Origin of the sequence: Nocardia suismassiliense (genome assembly GCF_900269665.1) — a bacterium.
In the GTDB taxonomy this organism is placed as follows: domain Bacteria; phylum Actinomycetota; class Actinomycetes; order Mycobacteriales; family Mycobacteriaceae; genus Nocardia; species Nocardia suismassiliense.
In genome coordinates this window covers 1,584,361-1,601,631 of sequence record NZ_LT985361.1, presented here as the reverse complement: position 1 = coordinate 1,601,631, position 17,271 = coordinate 1,584,361, and the positions used below count along the sequence as shown (strand labels likewise).

Annotated in this window: 18 protein-coding genes; 6 read left to right on the top strand and 12 right to left on the bottom strand. The window is 68.2% G+C overall.

Annotation, left to right across the window (positions count from 1 at the left end; all coding sequences use genetic code 11):
- Nucleotides 1-60: 60 nt before the first annotated feature.
- On the bottom strand, nt 61-867 hold the full coding sequence (locus DBO33_RS07130; RefSeq protein ID WP_107654312.1) for an LLM class flavin-dependent oxidoreductase: 807 nt from the start codon (nt 865-867) through the stop codon (nt 61-63).
- 154 nt (nt 868-1,021) lie between these two features.
- On the opposite strand from DBO33_RS07130, the gene DBO33_RS07125 reads away from it, so the two are divergent.
- Nucleotides 1,022-2,674 carry an alkaline phosphatase D family protein gene (locus DBO33_RS07125; protein ID WP_107654311.1) on the top strand — a complete coding sequence of 551 codons (1,653 nt, stop codon included), beginning with the start codon at nt 1,022-1,024 and terminating at the stop codon, nt 2,672-2,674.
- A 63-nt stretch (nt 2,675-2,737) separates the two neighbouring features.
- Here the strand turns inward: DBO33_RS07125 and DBO33_RS07120 are convergent, their stop codons facing one another.
- Nucleotides 2,738-3,442: a DUF4386 domain-containing protein gene (locus DBO33_RS07120; RefSeq protein WP_107654310.1), complete on the bottom strand. Its 705-nt coding sequence runs from the start codon at nt 3,440-3,442 to the stop codon at nt 2,738-2,740.
- 98 nt (nt 3,443-3,540) lie between these two features.
- Between DBO33_RS07120 and DBO33_RS07115 the strand changes: the two genes are divergently transcribed.
- Nucleotides 3,541-4,230 carry a TetR/AcrR family transcriptional regulator gene (locus DBO33_RS07115; protein WP_107654309.1) on the top strand — a complete coding sequence of 230 codons (690 nt, stop codon included), beginning with the start codon at nt 3,541-3,543 and terminating at the stop codon, nt 4,228-4,230.
- A 20-nt stretch (nt 4,231-4,250) separates the two neighbouring features.
- Here DBO33_RS07115 and DBO33_RS07110 read toward each other — a convergent pair whose 3' ends face one another.
- Complete coding sequence (locus DBO33_RS07110; protein ID WP_107654308.1) at nt 4,251-4,949, bottom strand: JAB domain-containing protein; 699 nt, start codon at nt 4,947-4,949, stop codon at nt 4,251-4,253.
- A 161-nt stretch (nt 4,950-5,110) separates the two neighbouring features.
- Here DBO33_RS07110 and DBO33_RS07105 point away from each other — a divergent pair, with 161 nt between their 5' ends.
- A complete protein-coding gene (locus DBO33_RS07105; protein ID WP_107654307.1) occupies nt 5,111-6,646 on the top strand; it encodes an alpha/beta hydrolase in 1,536 nt (511 codons plus the stop codon).
- Here DBO33_RS07105 and DBO33_RS07100 read toward each other — a convergent pair whose 3' ends face one another.
- Entirely contained in the window at nt 6,647-6,850 is a 204-nt protein-coding gene (locus tag DBO33_RS07100; RefSeq protein ID WP_107654306.1) for a type II toxin-antitoxin system VapB family antitoxin, read from the bottom strand. It lies immediately after the preceding gene.
- A gap of 346 nt (nt 6,851-7,196) precedes the next feature.
- On the opposite strand from DBO33_RS07100, the gene DBO33_RS07095 reads away from it, so the two are divergent.
- The gene (locus tag DBO33_RS07095) at nt 7,197-8,096 is read left to right on the top strand and encodes a phenylalanine 4-monooxygenase (RefSeq protein ID WP_107654305.1); all 900 of its coding nucleotides are present in this window, start codon (nt 7,197-7,199) and stop codon (nt 8,094-8,096) included.
- Between the two features lie 7 nt (nt 8,097-8,103).
- On the opposite strand, the gene DBO33_RS07090 is transcribed toward DBO33_RS07095, so the two are convergent.
- Nucleotides 8,104-8,721: an acyl-CoA-like ligand-binding transcription factor gene (locus tag DBO33_RS07090; protein WP_107654304.1), complete on the bottom strand. Its 618-nt coding sequence runs from the start codon at nt 8,719-8,721 to the stop codon at nt 8,104-8,106.
- Nucleotides 8,711-10,282, bottom strand: coding sequence for a DHA2 family efflux MFS transporter permease subunit (locus DBO33_RS07085; RefSeq protein ID WP_107654303.1), 1,572 nt, complete (start codon nt 10,280-10,282; stop codon nt 8,711-8,713). The genes DBO33_RS07090 and DBO33_RS07085 overlap by 11 nt, the downstream gene beginning before the upstream one ends.
- Before the next feature lie 121 nt (nt 10,283-10,403).
- Between DBO33_RS07085 and DBO33_RS07080 the strand changes: the two genes are divergently transcribed.
- Nucleotides 10,404-11,690, top strand: coding sequence for a serine hydrolase (locus DBO33_RS07080; protein WP_107654302.1), 1,287 nt, complete (start codon nt 10,404-10,406; stop codon nt 11,688-11,690).
- 16 nt (nt 11,691-11,706) lie between these two features.
- Here DBO33_RS07080 and yhjD read toward each other — a convergent pair whose 3' ends face one another.
- From yhjD to DBO33_RS07065, 3 genes are read right to left on the bottom strand one after another with little or no spacing between them, the layout of a single operon-like run.
- Nucleotides 11,707-12,735, bottom strand: coding sequence for an inner membrane protein YhjD (yhjD, locus tag DBO33_RS07075; protein ID WP_107654301.1), 1,029 nt, complete (start codon nt 12,733-12,735; stop codon nt 11,707-11,709).
- Nucleotides 12,736-12,776: 41 nt separating this feature from the next.
- Complete coding sequence (gene trpS / locus DBO33_RS07070) at nt 12,777-13,808, bottom strand: tryptophan--tRNA ligase (protein WP_107654300.1); 1,032 nt, start codon at nt 13,806-13,808, stop codon at nt 12,777-12,779.
- Between the two features lie 21 nt (nt 13,809-13,829).
- On the bottom strand, nt 13,830-14,762 hold the full coding sequence (locus tag DBO33_RS07065; protein WP_107654299.1) for an oxygenase MpaB family protein: 933 nt from the start codon (nt 14,760-14,762) through the stop codon (nt 13,830-13,832).
- A gap of 165 nt (nt 14,763-14,927) precedes the next feature.
- On the opposite strand from DBO33_RS07065, the gene DBO33_RS07060 reads away from it, so the two are divergent.
- Nucleotides 14,928-15,563, top strand: a complete 636-nt coding sequence (locus DBO33_RS07060) for a TetR/AcrR family transcriptional regulator (RefSeq protein ID WP_107660044.1) — start codon at nt 14,928-14,930, stop codon at nt 15,561-15,563.
- A 13-nt stretch (nt 15,564-15,576) separates the two neighbouring features.
- Here DBO33_RS07060 and DBO33_RS07055 read toward each other — a convergent pair whose 3' ends face one another.
- From DBO33_RS07055 to DBO33_RS07045, 3 genes are read right to left on the bottom strand one after another with little or no spacing between them, the layout of a single operon-like run.
- A complete protein-coding gene (locus DBO33_RS07055) occupies nt 15,577-16,062 on the bottom strand; it encodes a barstar family protein (RefSeq protein ID WP_107654298.1) in 486 nt (161 codons plus the stop codon).
- Entirely contained in the window at nt 16,062-16,535 is a 474-nt protein-coding gene (locus tag DBO33_RS07050) for a ribonuclease domain-containing protein (protein WP_107654297.1), read from the bottom strand. The genes DBO33_RS07055 and DBO33_RS07050 overlap by 1 nt, the downstream gene beginning before the upstream one ends.
- Complete coding sequence (locus DBO33_RS07045) at nt 16,532-17,251, bottom strand: exodeoxyribonuclease III (RefSeq protein ID WP_234391336.1); 720 nt, start codon at nt 17,249-17,251, stop codon at nt 16,532-16,534. Before DBO33_RS07045 ends, DBO33_RS07050 begins: the two co-directional genes overlap by 4 nt.
- Nucleotides 17,252-17,271 lie beyond the last annotated feature (20 nt).

Genomic DNA, 17,271 nt, shown 5'->3' with positions numbered 1-17,271 from the left:
GAAGGCCGTCCGCGCCGAAAGATGTCGGCGGCCTTCGGCTTTCCAGAAGTAACCGCGGATCTACAGCGCCGCACGAACTTTCGCGGCGAACTCGTAGTCCCGCTGCCATTCTGGTCCGGTCGGAACAAGAATCGCTCGCCCTACGCCCCGCGCCGCGAAGGCGGACAGCTGGGCGGCCGCCTCGTCGACATCCGAGGGCAACCCCGGAACCACGGCGGCGACCGACAGCGGCGCGCGTTCGCGCTGTGCGGCGAACTCCTGCAGCTCGGCAACGTCTTTGGTCAACTGCTCCAGATCCGATTGGATGGTGATCCATCCGTCGGCGTACGTAGCTGCCCTGCGCCGCGCCCGGACACTGTTGCCCGCCACCAGAACCGGCGGCAGCACCGAACCGGGCGCGAGGGTCACCTCCAGCCCGTCGTCCAACACGGTCGGCTGTCCGGTGACGAGCCCGGGCAGCACCCGCAACGCCCCGTCGGTGCGCCGGCCACGGTCGGCGTAAGAGGCACCCGCCGCGCGCCACCCGATGTCGCCGTGCGCCGGATTCCCGGTGCCGACACCGACCACGAGCCGGTTGCCGGACAGCTGTTGCAGGGTACTGATCTGTTTGGCGGCCCAGGCGACCGGACGCAGTGCCAGCAGCATGACATTGAAGCCGATACCGATGCGCTCGGTGACCGCAGCGGCGGTGGCCAGCGTGACGGTGCTGTCCAGCATCGGCGCGCTCGCCACCAGATGATCGGTGGACCAGATCGAATCGAGGCCGAGCTCTTCGGCGAGACGGGCACTCGCCCGCACATCCCCCAGGATCGGCTGTGCGGGATCAGGGGCGGAGGTGGGCAGAATTACCCCGATTTCGATGGTCATCTTTCGTCCAATCACTCGCTATCGGCTGGTGTATGCCACGCTACGGGCCGACAGTGAGCGTCCCAATGGCCTGTTGGCTCACGGTCATGTCGCAAACGCTCATCGAATCCGACGATGGTGATCGGCCACCCCGCCCGCCGATATACCCTGACGTATGGGTCTGTCGCGACGGCAACTGTTGAGATTCGGGGGTGCCGGGTCGGCTGCGGTGCTGGTGGGTGCCGCGGCGGCCAGTAGCGGGCCGTTCCGGGTGCCGCGCTGGTCCGATGATCCATTCAGTCTCGGTGTCGCGTCGGGGGAACCGACGGCCGACGGGGTGGTGTTGTGGACGCGGCTCGCACCGGACCCGCTCGCGCCGGATGGGCTGGGCGGCATGCCGTTACGGCCGGTGACCGTGGAATACGAAGTCGCGCATGACGAGAACTTCCGGCAGGTGGTGACGCGCGGGACCGCGGTCGCGACGCGCGAATTGGCGCACAGCGTGCACCCGGAGGTCACCGGGCTGGCGCCGGATCGCTGGTACTTCTATCGGTTTCGGGCCGGGTCGGTGCTCTCGCCGGTCGGGCGAACACGTACCGCACCGCAGCCGGGGCAGCCCACCGCACGGATGCGGTTCGCCTTCGCCTCGTGCCAGTCCTGGAGTTCCGGTTACTACACCGCGTACCAGCACATGAGCGACGAAGACCTCGATCTGGTGGTGCATCTCGGTGATTACATCTACGAACGTGGCTGGAATCGCGGCCGTGCGGGGATGTCGATGGAACCCCATCTGCAAGCCGAAGCCGTTGACCTGGCCGGCTATCGGCTGCGGTACGCCCAGACCAAAGCCGACGAACCGCTGCGGGCCGCGCACGCCGCCTTTCCCTGGCTGGTCACCATGGACGATCACGAGATCGACAACAACTGGGCGGGCGAGGCACCGGGACTCGGTTTCGACATCTATCGAATCCCGGCGGTGTTCCGCCGACGCAAAGCCGCTGCCTTGCAAGCCATGTACGAACACCAACCGCTGCGCATCGCCCAGCTGCCCGCCGGGCCGAGCATGCACCTGCACCGCCGCTACGGCTTCGGTGACCTGGCCCAGATCACCATGCTCGATACCCGGCAATACCGGGACAAGCAGGCCTGCGGCGACGGCAACACCGTCATCGACTGCACCGACCGGTTCGCTGCCGATCGCACGATATTGGGTGCACGGCAACGCGATTGGCTGATCGACGGTTTCACCACCTCGCCGGCCCGCTGGCAGATCATCGGCAACCAGGTATCGATGGGCCAGTCCGACCAGGACGCCGGCCCGGTCACCGCCGTCGGCACCGACTCCTGGGACGGATACGTCGCCGACCGCAACGCCGTACTCGGCGCCGCCGCCGACCGCAACGTGGCCAACCTCGTCGTGATCACCGGCGACCGCCACCAGAACCACGCGGCCGATCTGCGCCGAGACTTCGCCGACCCCCGATCCCCCGTCGTGGCATCGGAATTCATCGGAACGTCGATCTCCAGCGGCGGCGACGGTGCCGACATGACCGAATCCGGCCGCAACCTCCTCGCCGCCAACCCCGACCTGAAATTCTTCAACTCCCAACGCGGCTATGTCCGCGTCGAATTGGACCACACCCTGTGGCGCAACGACTTCCGGGTCGTCCCCTACATTCGCCGCCCAGGCGCCCCCATCCACACGCGCGCCAGTTTCGTGGTGCAGGACGGGATTCCGGGCGTCACGCAGGCCTCGGAGTCGGACAGCTCGTCTCAGCCACCCGACCCCGGTGTCACGGCGAGCCCGCCGGACAACGGTCCGCGATAACCGTGGCATTCGGCTACGGCAGTAGCTTGTACCGGAACTCAATGCCTACTGAGCCAAGGAGTTTCACGCGGTAGCCAGCTGGCGTGCCACCGGCTGGGTGTCGCCCGCAGACCGTCCGAACCCCTTGCCGATCAGGTAGACCGCCAGGCTCACCTCCCACGCGAAGACGGGCAGCGCGGCGACGGATCCCCATGCGGAGAGCTGGTCGTAGAGCCCGAACAGCACGGCGGTCGCCGACAGGCAGATGAGCGGGCCACCGATCAACCCGAGGACGGCGATGGGCCGTGGCACCAGCCGGGAGCGGTACATCAGGGTGGCCAGCAACAGACTGTTCGCACCGAGGATGAAGTTCGGCCCGAGCAAGAAGGTCCAATCATGGACGGCGACAAGGGCTTTGCTCACGGTGATCAGTGCTGGATCATCGATGCCCGCACTATCTCTGCGCAATGTCACGACCGACAGCACGCTCACGGTGCCTACGGCGATGACAGCACCCTCGAGCAGCCGAGCGCATAGATAGCCGAGCGCCAAGCTTTTGCCGTGCCGCTCCAGCACCGGATACAGCGCGGTCGCGGTGCCGATGACGGCCGCGACGAGGACCAGTTCGAGCAGCCCACCCAGCAGCACTCGACCGTCTGAGCCTGCGCCGACAACGTAATTCGCATCGGACAGCACCGGCTGATACAGCAGCAGGGCGGCCACCGCAGCGACCTCGGTGATCAGGAAGAGCACACCCGCGACCACCGCCGTCGTTCTCATCGAGTTCATGGGGACTCCTCCACTGCACACCGAGGTGTACGACGTACACCTCTTCTGTCGAGAACCCTAAGGTGTACGCTGTACACTCGTCAAGAGGAGAGCGCTGAATGGCCAACCGGGACACCGCCGTACCCCGCACCCCGCTGAACAGAGAGCGCGTGCTGCGCGCCGCCGTCGCGCTCGCCGACGCGGCGGGCATCGACACCCTGAGCATGCGCAACCTCGCGCAGGAACTCGGCGTCGTGCCGATGGCGCTGTACAAACACGTCGCGAACAAGGACGAGTTGCTCGACGGCATGGTCGATCTGCTCGTCGCGGAGATCGGGCCACCCGAGGCCGGGCTCGACTGGAAGCCCGCGGTGCGGCGGCGAATCCTGGTGGCGCGGCGCACCCTTCAGCGGCACCCGTGGGCGTCCCGGGTGATCGAGTCCCGCCCGGCACCGACCCCGGCCGTACTGGCGTACCTGGATTCGATGATCGGGATGTTCCGGGCGGGCGGCCTCTCCGTCGACCTGACCCATCACGTGATGCACACACTGGGCAGCCGTGCGTTCGGCTTCACCCAGGAACTGTTCGACACCGCACCGAGCCCGGACCCGCAGACGCAAGCCGCCCCGTTGCACGACCTGTCGTCCAGATATCCGCACATCGCCGAGATCGCGGCCCGGGCCGCACACGACGACCAGTCCGTGGTCGGTCCGGGCTGTGACGATCAGTTCGAGTTCGAATTCGCCCTCGACCTGCTACTGGACGGTTTCGAGCGGCTATGGCGGCAGGGCTGGAGTTCTACCGCGTGAGACCGCCTCGCCCGCGGCGATCAGCCCGTATTTCCAGGGCGGTGCCCGAGGGTGAGGGTCGGCGCGCTGGCCCAGTCCTCGCCCGCGATCACCACGTGATCGAGAAAGCGGAGGCCGACGGTGCGGGCAGCTTCGGCGAGCAGGGTGCTGGCGCGGCGGTCGTCGAGGCTGGGGGTCGGATCGCCGGAGGGGTGGTTGTGCACGACGGCGAAAGCGCGGCCGTCGTGGCGCAGCACGGTGTTCAGGATTTCGCGGACCGGGACCGCCACCTGGTCGACGGCGCCCTCGGCGACGAATACCTTCTGCCGCAACTGGTTCTGGGCGTCACAGACCAGCACGAGTAGCCGCTCGACGCGGGCGCCGGTGAACAGGGGGCGGGCCGCCGCGGCGACATCCGCCGCGTCGCCGAGCCGAGGCAGGGTGTCGGTGCCGCCGCGGGCGCGGGCGCCGAGGTGGAACGCGGCGATGACGGCCGCGGCCTTCGCCACGCCGACGCCGGCCCGACGGGACAACTCTTCGGGCCTGGCCGCCGCCAATCCGGCCAGCCCGCCGTGTTCGACGAGCAGCTCCACCGCGAGGTCCAGCGCGCTGGCGCCGGGCCTGCCGTGCCGTAACAGCAAGGCCAGCAATTCGACATCGCTGAGCGACTGCGGGCCGAGGGCGAGCAGGCGCTCGCGTGGCCGTTGCTCGACGGGTACATCGAGGAGAGAGACCGGCATCGTTCCACCCCTTGGTCACGGCGACAGTGTCACGGAGTCTGCCAGGCCCTACCGACATGTCGGCCACGGACGCGGGGGCGCCCGAGTTGTCCGATCCTGCCGATTGCACATCGGCGTCCGTCGGGCAGACTGAGTGCGTCGAACGAGTACAGGGGCAATGAATGTTCACACCGCGCAAAGGAACCGCGGCATCGACGCGCGTCACGCCGCCGGCCGTGCTGATCGCCGCGCTCGCGCTGCTGGCGACGGCCTGCACCGCCGACCAGGACCCCGTCGCGCCGCCCGCCCCCACCCTTGATCGGTACTACCAGCAAACCCTGGCGCGGGGCTCGTGCGAGGGCTATCAGGGCGGCGCCGAGCTCGGCGCGGCAGGCATCGAATGCGCGCGGGTGACGGTGCCGATCGACTACGGCAGGCCGGACGGCGAGACCGCGCGGATCGCGATCTCCCGGCTGCGCGCCACCGGCACCAAGGTCGCGTCGCTGGTGACCAACCCCGGCGGGCCCGGCGCGCCGGGGCTGAGTCTGCCGCTGGCCCTGTCGAAGTCGCCGGTGGCCGAGCGTTTCGACGTGATCGGGATGGACGTGCGCGGGCTCGGCGCCTCGACCCCGCACGTCACCTGCCGTTCGGACGCCGAATTCCGGACGGCGCAGCGGGTGCTGGGCCGGACCGACCCGCTCGCGGAGATCGACCAGATCGAAGAGGAGAACGAGGAATACGCCAACTCGTGCGCGCGGCGGACCGGGCTGACGCTGCTCGGGCATGTCGGCACCGGTGACGTCGCCCGCGATCTGGACGTCGTGCGGGCCGCGCTCGGCGAGCAGAAACTGACCTACTTCGGCGGGTCCTACGGCACCCGCCTCGGTTCGACCTACGCCGAGCTGTTTCCGGATCGGGTGCGCGCGATGGTCCTGGACGCACCGGTCGATCCCACCACGAACATCGGCGATCCGGTGATCACCGCCGCCGGTTTCCAGCAGGCGTTCGACGCCTACGCCGCCGACTGCGCCAAGGCGCCGGACTGCCCGCTCGGCACCGACCCGCAGAAGGCGAACGAGGTCTATCGCAATCTGGTGAACCCGCTGATCCAGCGACCGATCGTCACCGCCGATCGCCGTGGGCTCGACTACGGCGCCGTCGTCACCGCGACGATCGCCTCGCTCTACCACCCCACGTCCTGGCCGAGCCTCACCCAGGGTTTGGCCGAACTCGCCAGGGGCCGTGGTGACGCGCTGCTCGGAGACGCCGGAGCCTATGAACAAGCCTCCTCCGACGACGTGCACCGGGCGGTGCTCTGCCTGGAGGAGGTCCGGGTGACCGACCGGGCCGTCGCGGCCGATATCGATCGCCGATCCCGCGCCGCCGCCCCGGCTTTCGACGATGGCCTGCCCACCGACACGGCTCCCCTGGACGCCTGCGCGTTCTGGCCGGTCCCGCCGACCACTCAACCGCACGTGCCCAACGCGGCGGGCCTGCCGAAACTGGTGGTCGTCGCGGCGACCGGCGATCCGGCGACCCCGTACGCGGGTGGTGTCACGCTCGCCAAAACCCTTGGCGCGGCGCTGATCACCTATGACGGCACCCAGCACGGTGCCGCGTTGGAGGGCATCGCCTGCGTCGACGAGCCGGTACTGAAGTATCTGATCGACCTGACACCGCCGGCCGATGACCTGCGCTGCCCGGCCGTGCGTCGCTGACTATCCGTCCACAACCACGACTTCCGGGCGCGGCAGGGCGAACAATGCGGTGGCGGCCAGCTTTTCGAGATGGCGCAGCTGACGCTCGTGCACGACGATCCGGCGCAGTGCCTCGTTGATCGTGGCGTTGCTCGTCGAGGTGCCCATCACGGCGGCCGCGGCGGCGAGCAACTTCTGGTCGAGATCGATCCGCACGGATTTCATGCGTCCTCCTTCGTACATTCGCCATTTTGCGCTATTCCGCTCGCTCATGTCTGGCAAATCGTGCAGAGTTCGCCGGATCGACCGCCCCCACCACGAGAATTTCTCGGCCACAGCATGTTCGGCGGCTATCACCGGGCCGTCACAGCACGCTCCGCACACACTTGGCATCGTCGCCGGCGCGGGCCGGACGCGGCGTGTACGGCCGCCGACGGGCACTGGTCAGCTCGTCGCCCGAATCCGCCGCCCGATGCCGGTAAGTGCGCAGCACAGCGGGGCCAGCTAGACACTTTGCCAAGCTGCGCGGCCTTTTGTTGTCGCCGGGCCCGAGCGGTGCTTGCATCGAGGTATGTTCACCGAAGCTCAGCTGTACTCACCGGTGACCCGGTCCGGCGACGGCGATGTGACCGTCCACCTGAGCGACGAGCACCCGGGTGTGCACGACTCGGACTACCGGGCCCGTCGCAATGACATCGCCGCGCTCGCGCTCGATTACGCACCGGGTAAACCCGTTCCGCAGATCGCCTATACCGACGAGGAACAGCAGGTCTGGCGCATCGCCTCGGCCGAACTGGCCCGCAAGCACCAGACCTATGCCTGCACCGAGGTGCTGGCGGCCTCGGCGCGCCTCGCGCTACCCACGGACCACATCCCCCAGTTGGACGAGGTCTCGGCGGCGCTGGTGCCGCTGAGTGGATTCCGCTACGCCCCGGCGGCCGGTTTGGTGCCGCTGCGCCAGTTCTTCGGTTCGTTCGCGGATCGGACCTTCCACTCCACCCAGTACATCCGGCATCATTCGGCGCCGCTGTACACCCCGGAGCCCGATGCCATCCACGAGATCATCGGGCACGCCAATCAGATCGCCAGTCCGCGCTTCGCCGCCATCTACGAGGCGGTCGGCGCGGCGGTCGGGCGGCTGGAGACCGAGCCCGCGCTGAAGTTCCTCGCGAATGTCTTCTGGTTCTCCATGGAGTTCGGCGTGGTCCGGGAGGAAGGCGAGGTCCGCTGCTACGGGGCCGGATTGCTGTCCTCCTACGGCGAGATCGAGGAGTTCCGCCAGGCCGACCTGCGCCCGCTCGACGTCGCCGCGATGGGCACCGCGGTCTACGACATCACCCACTACCAGCCGATTCTGTACTGCGCCGAGTCGATCGCCGAGATCGAGGACGTGATCGGCGGATTCTTCGCGGCGATGGACGACGAGACGCCGGACCGGCTGCGGCATTCGAGTGCCGCTGGGGCGCAGTAGGTTCGGCCTAGCTGCCTGCTCGGTCCTGGCCCAGCGGCAGCCCGGCCTCCAGCAGATCCAGCATCCGGCCGACATTGTCGAGATTCAACGGCGTGATGCGCGCGATCGCGAGCCCCGCGCCGGTCAGCGCGCCCGCCAGGACCCGGATGTCGAAATCGTCGGGTGTGCCGCCGACCCGTTCGGCCATGACGGCGGACACCATGTCGATGTTGCGTTCCATCTCCAGTCCGATGGCCGACCGCAACTCGGGCACGTGGTAGATCAGCGCCTGACGTTCCTGTTCGAAAGCCTGCTGTTCGGCGGGTAACTCCGCGAAAACCGCCGCCATCGCATGGCGGAAGGCGGTCAGCGGTGCGAGGTCGGGCGGTTGCGCCCGGAATGCCTCGATCAGTACCGGATCGAGGTCGTCGGCGAGCACCAGCTGTTCCTTGGTCGGGAAGTAGCGAAAGAACGTGCTCGGCGAGACCTCCGCCGCCGCCGCGATCTGCTCGACGGTGGTCTCGCCGTACCCTTGCTCGCGGAACAGCCGGAACGCTTCCAGTCGAATCGTCCGGCGGGTCCGCTCCTTCTTCCGCTCACGCAGGCCGCGCACGGCTGGTTCTTCTCCGGACAAGTCAACCGACATGCGTCGATTCTGACGTATCGGTTCCCTCGACGCCGCCACGTCCGCCGTCGAGCCGCTCAACGGCCGGAACCGGGCCCGCCGCAGCCACCTCGACAGGTTGCTTCGCGCGCAGGAAAACAACGGCGATCGCAGCCGCTACCGCACACAGCGCGGCGCAGACCCAGAGCATCGCGGCCATGCCACCGACGAACGCGCTCTGCACCTGATGCAGCATCGCCGAGTCACCCAGCTGGTGCGCCACCGCGACACCCGCGTTCACGCCGTCGGAGATCGGATCGCGGTTCAGCGAGCCGAGCTCCGAGCGGTACCGCGTGGCCAGCACGGTGCCGAGGATCGCGACGCCGATGGTGCCGCCCGCCTGGCGCAGCGCCTGGATCAACGCGGAACCGGAGCCGGAACGTTCCTCGGTGAGCTCACCCATCGCCAGCCCCATGGCGGTCGGCATTGCCAGACCCATACCCACGCCGAGCAGGGTGGTCCACAGCGCGGTGAAGCCGTAGCCGCTGTCCACCGAGGTCAGCGCGCCCAGTGCGAGCGCACCCGCCAGCAGAGCGAAGCCCAGTCCGAGCATCACCCTGGTCCCCAGTTTCGGCAACGCCCGGTCGACGATCCTGCTGCCGACGATCAACCCGCCGATCAGCGGCAGCAGGCGCAGGCCGCTGCCGAGTGCGTCCGTGCCGAGCACCGCTTGGAAATACTGCGGCGCGGTGAAGAACATGCCGAACATCGCGAAGTTGACGATGATGGAAAGTGCGGTGCCCCAGCGGAATCCGGCAGACTCGAACAGGCTGAGATCGACCAGCGGATGCGTCGTCCTGCGCTGCCAGCCCACGAAGGCGCCGAGCAGCAGCAGGCCGGCCACGACGATGGCCCAGCCGAGCCCGTTGCCCCAGCCGTACTCACCGATCCGGATGAATCCGTAAGTGAGCCCGAGCATTCCGGCCGCCGACAGCAATACGCCGGGCACATCGACGCGGAATCTGTTCTCGCTGCGCGACTCCGGGACCAGCGCGAAAACGGCCAGCGCACCGATGATCACCATCGGCACATTGATCAGGAACACCGACCCCCACCAGAAGTTCCGCAGCAGCCAGCCACCGACGATCGGACCGAGCGGCAGGCCGATCGCGGTCGAGGTGATCCAGATGGTGAGCGCGCGCTGCCGGGCCGCCTGCTCCGGAAACAGCGACGGCAGTACGGACATGGACAGCGGAATCATCGCCGCGGCCGCGATGCCGAGCACCACCCGTGCGGCGATCAACTGACCGGCCGAGGCGGCGAACGCGCAGGCGAGTGACGCGGCACCGAAGACGAGTAGCGCGACGAGCAGGAATTTCTTGCGCCCGTAGCGATCGCCGAGCGCACCGGCGGGCAGCATCACACCGGCCAGCGCCAACGTGTACGCGCTGCTGAACCATTGCAGCGCAGCGGTATTCGCATTCAGGTCGACGGCGAGTGTCGGCAGCGCCACGGTGAGCACCGTGACGTCGAGCCCGATGGTCAGCATCGCCACCGACAGCGCGCCGAGCGCGAGCCAGCGACGAGTCGAGTCGGTCTTCATGACCCCTCCAAATTGATAGTAACTACTTTTTGACAGTGACTCTCATTTAGTAGTTGCTGTCAATACCCTGCTTCGGCGCGTGCGCGGCCGACTCGCCGCGAAATCGCTAGGCTCGCGAACGATGAAGATCCGGGACTCGCGCCGCCGCGCCACACTTCGCCTCGGTTCCGCACTGGCCGCAGTGGCCGTGATCGCGGGCTCGGCCGCCACACCGTCGTTCGCCGCGCCGTCGTCGAGTCCGACGACGACGCCGTTCAGCACCCCGAACACCGACGGCTGCCCGCAGAAAACGCGCCCGCCCGCGCCGGTCGACGAGTCCGAGGTCCCGGCGCCCGGGGAGCCGACGCCCACCGCGCTGCCCATCCCGACGCCGCCGGTCGGCGGTGGCCGGCTGGGTGAATGCGGCCTGGTGCTACCCAAGGGCGCACCCGCTGTGCCGCAGGACATTTCGGCGACCGCCTGGCAGGTGGCGGACCTGGACTCCGGCGAGGTGCTGGTGGCCAAGGACCCACACGGCCGCTCCCGGCCCGCCAGCACCATCAAGGTGCTGCTCGCCACGATCGCCCTGCGCACACTGGATTTGAACAAGGTGGTCATCGGCACCCAGGACGATGCGAACGCGGATGGCACCCGGGTCGGCATCGGGCCCGGCGGCCGCTACACCAACCGCCAGCTCATGCAGGGCCTGATCATGGCCTCCGGCAATGACGCGGCTCATGCCATCGCTAACCAGCTGGGCGGCGAGGCGGCCACGGTGGCGAAGATGAACGAGCTCGCTAAATCGCTGGGAGCCTTGGACACTCGCACGGCCACCCCCTCCGGCCTCGACGGCCCCGGCATGAGCACCTCGGCCTACGACCTGTCGGTGCTGTTCCGCGAGGCCATGACCATCCCGCTGTTCGCCGAGCTCATCCACACCGAACAGGTGGACTTCCCCGGCTACCCCGCCAACCCGAAGATCGAGGGCGACAAGGACCATCCCGGCTTCCCGATCGGCAACGACAACCACCTGCTCTACGACTACGACGGCGCCATCGGCGGCAAGACCGGGTTCACCGACGACGCCAGGCAGACCTTCGTCGCCGCCGCCGAACGCGACGGCCGCCGACTGGTGGTCACCCTGCTCAAAGCCGACGTGCGCCCGCTGCGCCCCTCGGATCAGGCGGCCCGCCTGCTCGACTACGGCTTCGCACTACCCCGTGGCACGTCGGTCGGCAAACTCCCCGACCCGAACCGCAAGCAACCGAAAGTTGGTGCGACCCTTGCCTCCCCGCCACCCAAGGAGCAGGAGACGCAGCCGCTGGCCGACGAGGACCATGGCGACGACCGCACCGTGTGGGTCGTCGGCGGCGTCATTCTGGTGCTCGCCCTGCTGCTCGGTGCGCGCCGGATGAACCGGCGGCGCTGACTACGCCGACGTCGGGTCAGCGACCGCGTGGTCGACGCAGCAGCGAGAGGGCAAGCGCGGCAAGGGCTCCCGCACCGAAGAAGGTCGCGCCCGCGCCGACGGAGAGTTCGCGGACCGACGTGCGCGGGCTGATGACGGCGGCGGGCGGTGCGGGGATATCCGCTTCGGGTTCGTTGTCCGAGGCGGTGGCGGCCCAGGCCGTGGCGAACAGGATGATGCGGTAGGTGACGTAGCTGAAGACCATCAGACCGATGATCGAGCCGAAGGCGGCGCCCGCCGGGCTGCTCAGCACCGTTTGCAGATAGATCGACGCGACGAACTTGAAGATCTCGAAGACGACGGCGGCGAGCGCGGCGGCCTTGGCGGCGCTGGCCAGGGTGACCGGTTCGCGCGGCAGGCGGGCGATGATCCAGGCGAACACCGCCCAGGAGGCGAGAAAGCCGAGAAAGATCGACACGATGGCCAGCAGGAAACGCGCGCCGGGCAGGTGCGAGAGCCCGAGGCTGACCAGCAACCGGGCGCCGAGGGTGCTGGAGCCGAGCGCGGAAAGGCCCAGGGAGACAACGAAGGCCAGGCCGAGGCCGAGCAGCGCGCCGAGGTCGGACAGCTTGGCCAGGAACCAGTTCTGCTCCTCGCTCTTCTGCTCCCACTGCTCGGTCAGCGCCGCGCGCAGGTTCGCCATCCAGCCGAGGCCGGTATAGAACCCCGCGAGCAGGCCGAGGATGCCGACGGTGCCGCGCGAGTCGACGGCCTGGTCGACGAGATCGTTCAGCTGGGTGCCGAGCGAACCCGGAATGTTGTCCACGATCTTGGTCTGTAGCTCACCGAGCAACTCCGGGTGGCTCGACAGCACGAAACCCGCGACCGCGAAGGCGACCATCAGCAGCGGAAACAGCGACAGCACGGTGAAATACGTGATGCCCGCCGCGTAGTAGTCGCCACGCTGCCGCTGATACCGCCCGCCCGCGCGCACCAGATGGTCCAGCCATGGCCGGGCCTGGATTCGCCGTTCGAGCCACGCCTTGATGTTGTCGATCACCTGCACCTGTTCGCCCCTTCAGGAGAGATCTCGCAGGCGCCCGACCGCTACCGGGCCAGCAGGCCCATGCGGTCGTATACCTGTGCGAGGGTGTTGCCGGCGATCTCTCGCGCGCGCTCGGCACCGGCGGCGAGGATACGGTCGAGTTCGCCCTGATCCGACAAATACTCTTGCACCTTCGCCTGCAATGGCGTGACAAATTCGACCAGCGCGTCGGCGACGTCGGCTTTCAGATCACCGTAACCCTTGCCCGCGTAATCCTGTTCGAGCGTCACGATCGGGTTGCCGGTCAGCGAACTCAGGATCACCAGCAGGTTGCTCACGCCCGGCTTCTGCTCCGGGTCGTAGCGGATCTCGCGCTCGGTGTCGGTGACGGCCGAGCGGATCCGCTTGGCGCTGATCTTCGGATCGTCGAGCAGGTTGATCAGGCCCGCGTCGGAGGCGGCGGACTTGCTCATCTTCGAGGTCGGATCCTGCAGGTCGTAGATCTTGGCGGTGCCCTTGACGATGTGCGCCTCCGGCACCACGAACGTCTTCTTGAATCGGGTGTTGAAGCGTTGCGCCAGATTTCGGGTCAGCTCCAGATGCTGGCGCTGGTCCTCGCCGACCGGCACCTGATGCGGGCGATAGAGCAGGATGTCCGACGCCATCAGCACCGGATAGGTGAACAGCCCGACCGACGCGTTCTCCGAACCCTGCTTGACCGACTTGTCCTTGAACTGGGTCATCCGGCTGGCCTCACCGAAACCGGTGATGCAGCTGAGCACCCAGGCCAGCTCGGCGTGCTCGGGCACCTGGCTCTGCACGAACAGCGTCGACTTCTTGGGGTCGATGCCGATGGCGAGCAGCTGCGCCACGGCGGCCCTGGTCTGCGCCCGCAGCGCCTTCGGGTCCTGCGGCACGGTGATCGCGTGCAGGTTCGGGATGAAGTACAGCGCGTCGTAGTCGTCCTGCATGGTCACCCAGTACTGCAGCGCCCCAAGGTAGTTGCCGAGGTGGAACGAGGTGCCGGTGGGCTGGATCCCGGACAGGACCCGCTGCTTGCGTTCAGCGGCCGGGGTTTCTGCAGGAACGGACATACCCCGATCTTTTCATGCCCTTCAAGCGGTATTTCGCTCCACCCAGTTTCGGGGATCCACACCCGGCATGCTCGGCCGTCCGGCGTCGACGAGCTGGTGTTCGCGCCGCGAGACCAGCTTGTAGACCGGGGCACTAGGCCCGGCCAGGGTGCCGCGCAGCACCGGAGGCACCAACGGCGGCGCCAGATGTGCGGTGCGCACGGCCTGTGCAAGCGCCCGATAGGCGATCTGGTCGGTGCGCCCCCAGCGCATCCCGTACATCTGCCGGATCCGCGGCGGCAGGCTGCCCTGCACCAGCAGGAAGAAGGCCGAGGTGACCTGGTGCAGCGGCATCCGCTGCGGATACGGCACGCGCTGCCCGGCCAGGTAGGAGCCGACCAGCCGCGCCTCGTCGGTGAGGAACAGTTCGTCGGAGGCGAGGTAGGCGTCGAAGGACGCGCGGAACTCGGGGTAACTGGCCGGCGCCGCTTCGACGGGCATGCCGAACAGCTCCGCCCAGCGCACGTAGTCCTGATAGAGGCCCTCGCGCTCGCCGTCGGTCATGGGGCGGACCAGCAGGTCGTACATCACCTCGGCGGAGTCGAAGGTGAACGCCATGGTCATGTACATCAGGTGCGGGTCCAGCGCGGAGTAGCCGGTGCCCGCGGGATGGTGCGCCCCCGCGTCCTCGGGCAGCGTGCCGCGCACCTTGGTGTGCTTCTTCGTGGTGAACGCCAGCGCCCGGTCCGCCTCGGCCTTGCTGCCGAGGAACACCGCCTCGAACAGGTGGCCGGTGAGCGAGAGCCGGGTGTACGGGGTCATCCGATGCTCGGTGTTCTCCGCCGTGCCGACGTAGAGCAGCGGATGAACAGCACCGATGACCAGGGCGCGCTGGCCATAGGTCAGGCCGACCGCGCGCTTGCTCATCACCCGCCGGGCCATCGAGTGGTCGCTGAAGTAGCCGGGCTCGGACATCACTGCCTCCTCGTCGAGAGCATCTGGCAATAGCATCCGCCAGATTTCCCATTCTGGCAATACTCTCTGCCAGAATTGAGGCGTGCCAGAATCGGTGTCGTGACTACATCGCGAAGCGATTCCGTGAAGGGCGGCGGTCGGGCGACGCGGGGGCCTGGCGATTCCGTGCCAGCGCAGCGGACCTACGGCGGGGTCTCCGCGGAGGAACGCCGGGCGCAACGGCGCGCGGCACTGTTGGAGGCGGCGCTGGAGATCATCGGGACCCAGGGGCTCGCCAAGCTGACCGTGTCGGGACTGTGTGCCCAAGCCGGGCTCAACGAGCGGTACTACTACGAGAGCTTCGACAGCCGCGATGCGGTGCTGACGGCGCTCATAGACGCGATCGCCGAGGAACTCGCGCTGGCGATCGTCGCGGCGGTCGGCACCGCGCCGAAGGACTCCAGGAGTACCGCGCGTGCCGCGATCGCCGCGGGCATCCACCTGCTCACCGACGACCCACGCAAGGCCAAGGTCGCTTTGGTCGCGGGCATGGCGACGCCGGAATTGCGCGCCCGCACCACCGAAACCGTCCGGGTGTTCGCGCGCATGGTCGCGGCCGAGGGCATCGACTTCTACGGAATCGACGACCCGGACTCGGATCCGGCGATCGACTTCCGGGCCAACTACCTCGTCGGCGGCCTGGTGCAGACCCTCACCGCCTGGCTACAGGGCGAGTTGCCGCTGACCCGCGACGAGCTGATCGAGCACACCACCGACGTGTTCGTGCTGCTCGGCGAGGATCTGGCGCGCCGATTGGCGTGACGCCGCGCCCGGGTCAGAGTTCCAGCGAAACGTCCTGCAGTCCCGTCGTTTCGCCTTGCAGGACAACACGAAACGCGATGCCCTTGCGCGCCCAGTGGTCGGCACAGTCGCGCATCGCCTCGGCGAACCAGGCCCGCTCGGCCGGTTCGTCGGCCAGCAGGTGGGCCGAATCGCGGAGCACGACAACGTATCCCGCACCCTCACCGACGAAATCGTCCAGGTCACGCAGGCATTCGTCGAAGGCGTCCTTGTTCTCGCCGAAGTAGTACGGGAACTGGAGGGCGGCGGCGACCTCGTCGAACACCCGCGCGACGGTCTGCATTTTCGCGCCGCGTAGCTCGCGGACCAGGTAACCGGACGGCGCGCGGTAGCGCAGTCCGCTCAGTTCGGCGGCGTCGACGGTGACCGCGCCGAGGGCGGGCGCGGCCACCTGCTGGGCGCGCGAGGCCACCTCGACGGGGCGAGATAAGAACTGCGACAACGGCATTGCCTTGGACATCAGCGCATCCTCGTGAAGGTCTCGTAATGGTCTCCGGTGTACCAGGCCGATCCGTCGCTGCCGGTGACGATGCGTTCGGCATCCCTGGACCGGCCGCGCTCCTTGGGATTGACGTCCCATTCCTGGTAGGTGATCGCTTTGCCCGCAGCGTCTTTGGCGGCCAGTGTGCCCGCGCGATTCATCCAGCGGTCGCCACCCTTGGTGCCCGGCGCGTTCGCCGAATCAGGCCAGCGGCCCGCGTCGATTTCGCGCAGGGTGGTGTAGGCGCGGTCGGGTATGCCCGGTGCGCGACTGGCCGGCGCCTCCGCAGGCCGTGGCGTGCCCGCGGCGGGCGCGCTGCTGGTGGGGCGGGCCGTTGTCGTGGCGGTGTCGTTGCCACCATCGCGCAGCCCGAGCACCGCGACGACGATCAGCGCGAGCACCACCGCGCCCAGACCCGCCAGCGCGCGAACGGCCTTCGGCGACAAGTTCATCGGTACTGCACCGTGACCGGCGCATGATCGGACCAGCGCTGGTCGTAGGCGGCGGCGCGGTCCACCACGGCCTGTTTGGCGCGCGCCGCGAGGTCGCCGCGGGCGAGTTGGTAGTCGATGCGCCAGCCGGTGTCGTTGTCGAAGGCGCGGCCGCGATAGGACCACCAGCTGTACGGGCCGTCGACCTCCGGATGCAGCTTGCGCACCACGTCGACGTAGCCGGCGGCGAGCAGTTCGTCGATCCAGGCCCGTTCCTCGGGCAGGAAACCGGCGGACTTCAAGTTGCCTTTCCAATTCTTCAGGTCCCGCTCGGTGTGCGCGATGTTCCAGTCGCCGCTCACCACGAAGTCACCGGTGCGTGCGGTGAGATAGGCGCCGAGTTCGGCCATGTACCGGTACTTTTCGTCCTGGCGCGGCGTACCCGCGTCACCGGAGTGCACGTACACACTCGCGACGGTGACGTCACCGAAGTCCGCCTCCAGGTAGCGGCCGGATGCGCCGAATTCGGTACTGCCGAAACCGATTCGGACCGCGTCCGGTGCACGCCGGGACAGGATCGCGACGCCCGCTCTGCCCTTGGACTCCGGCTCGGCATGCGCCAGGCACCAGCCCTCGGCCAATGCGGGCGCCAGCGCCGCGCTGGTCTGCTCGTCGGTGGCCCTCGTCTCCTGGACGCAGACGATGTCGGCCTCCGTGGCGGCGAGCCAGGCCAGCATGCCTTTGCCCGCGGCCGCGC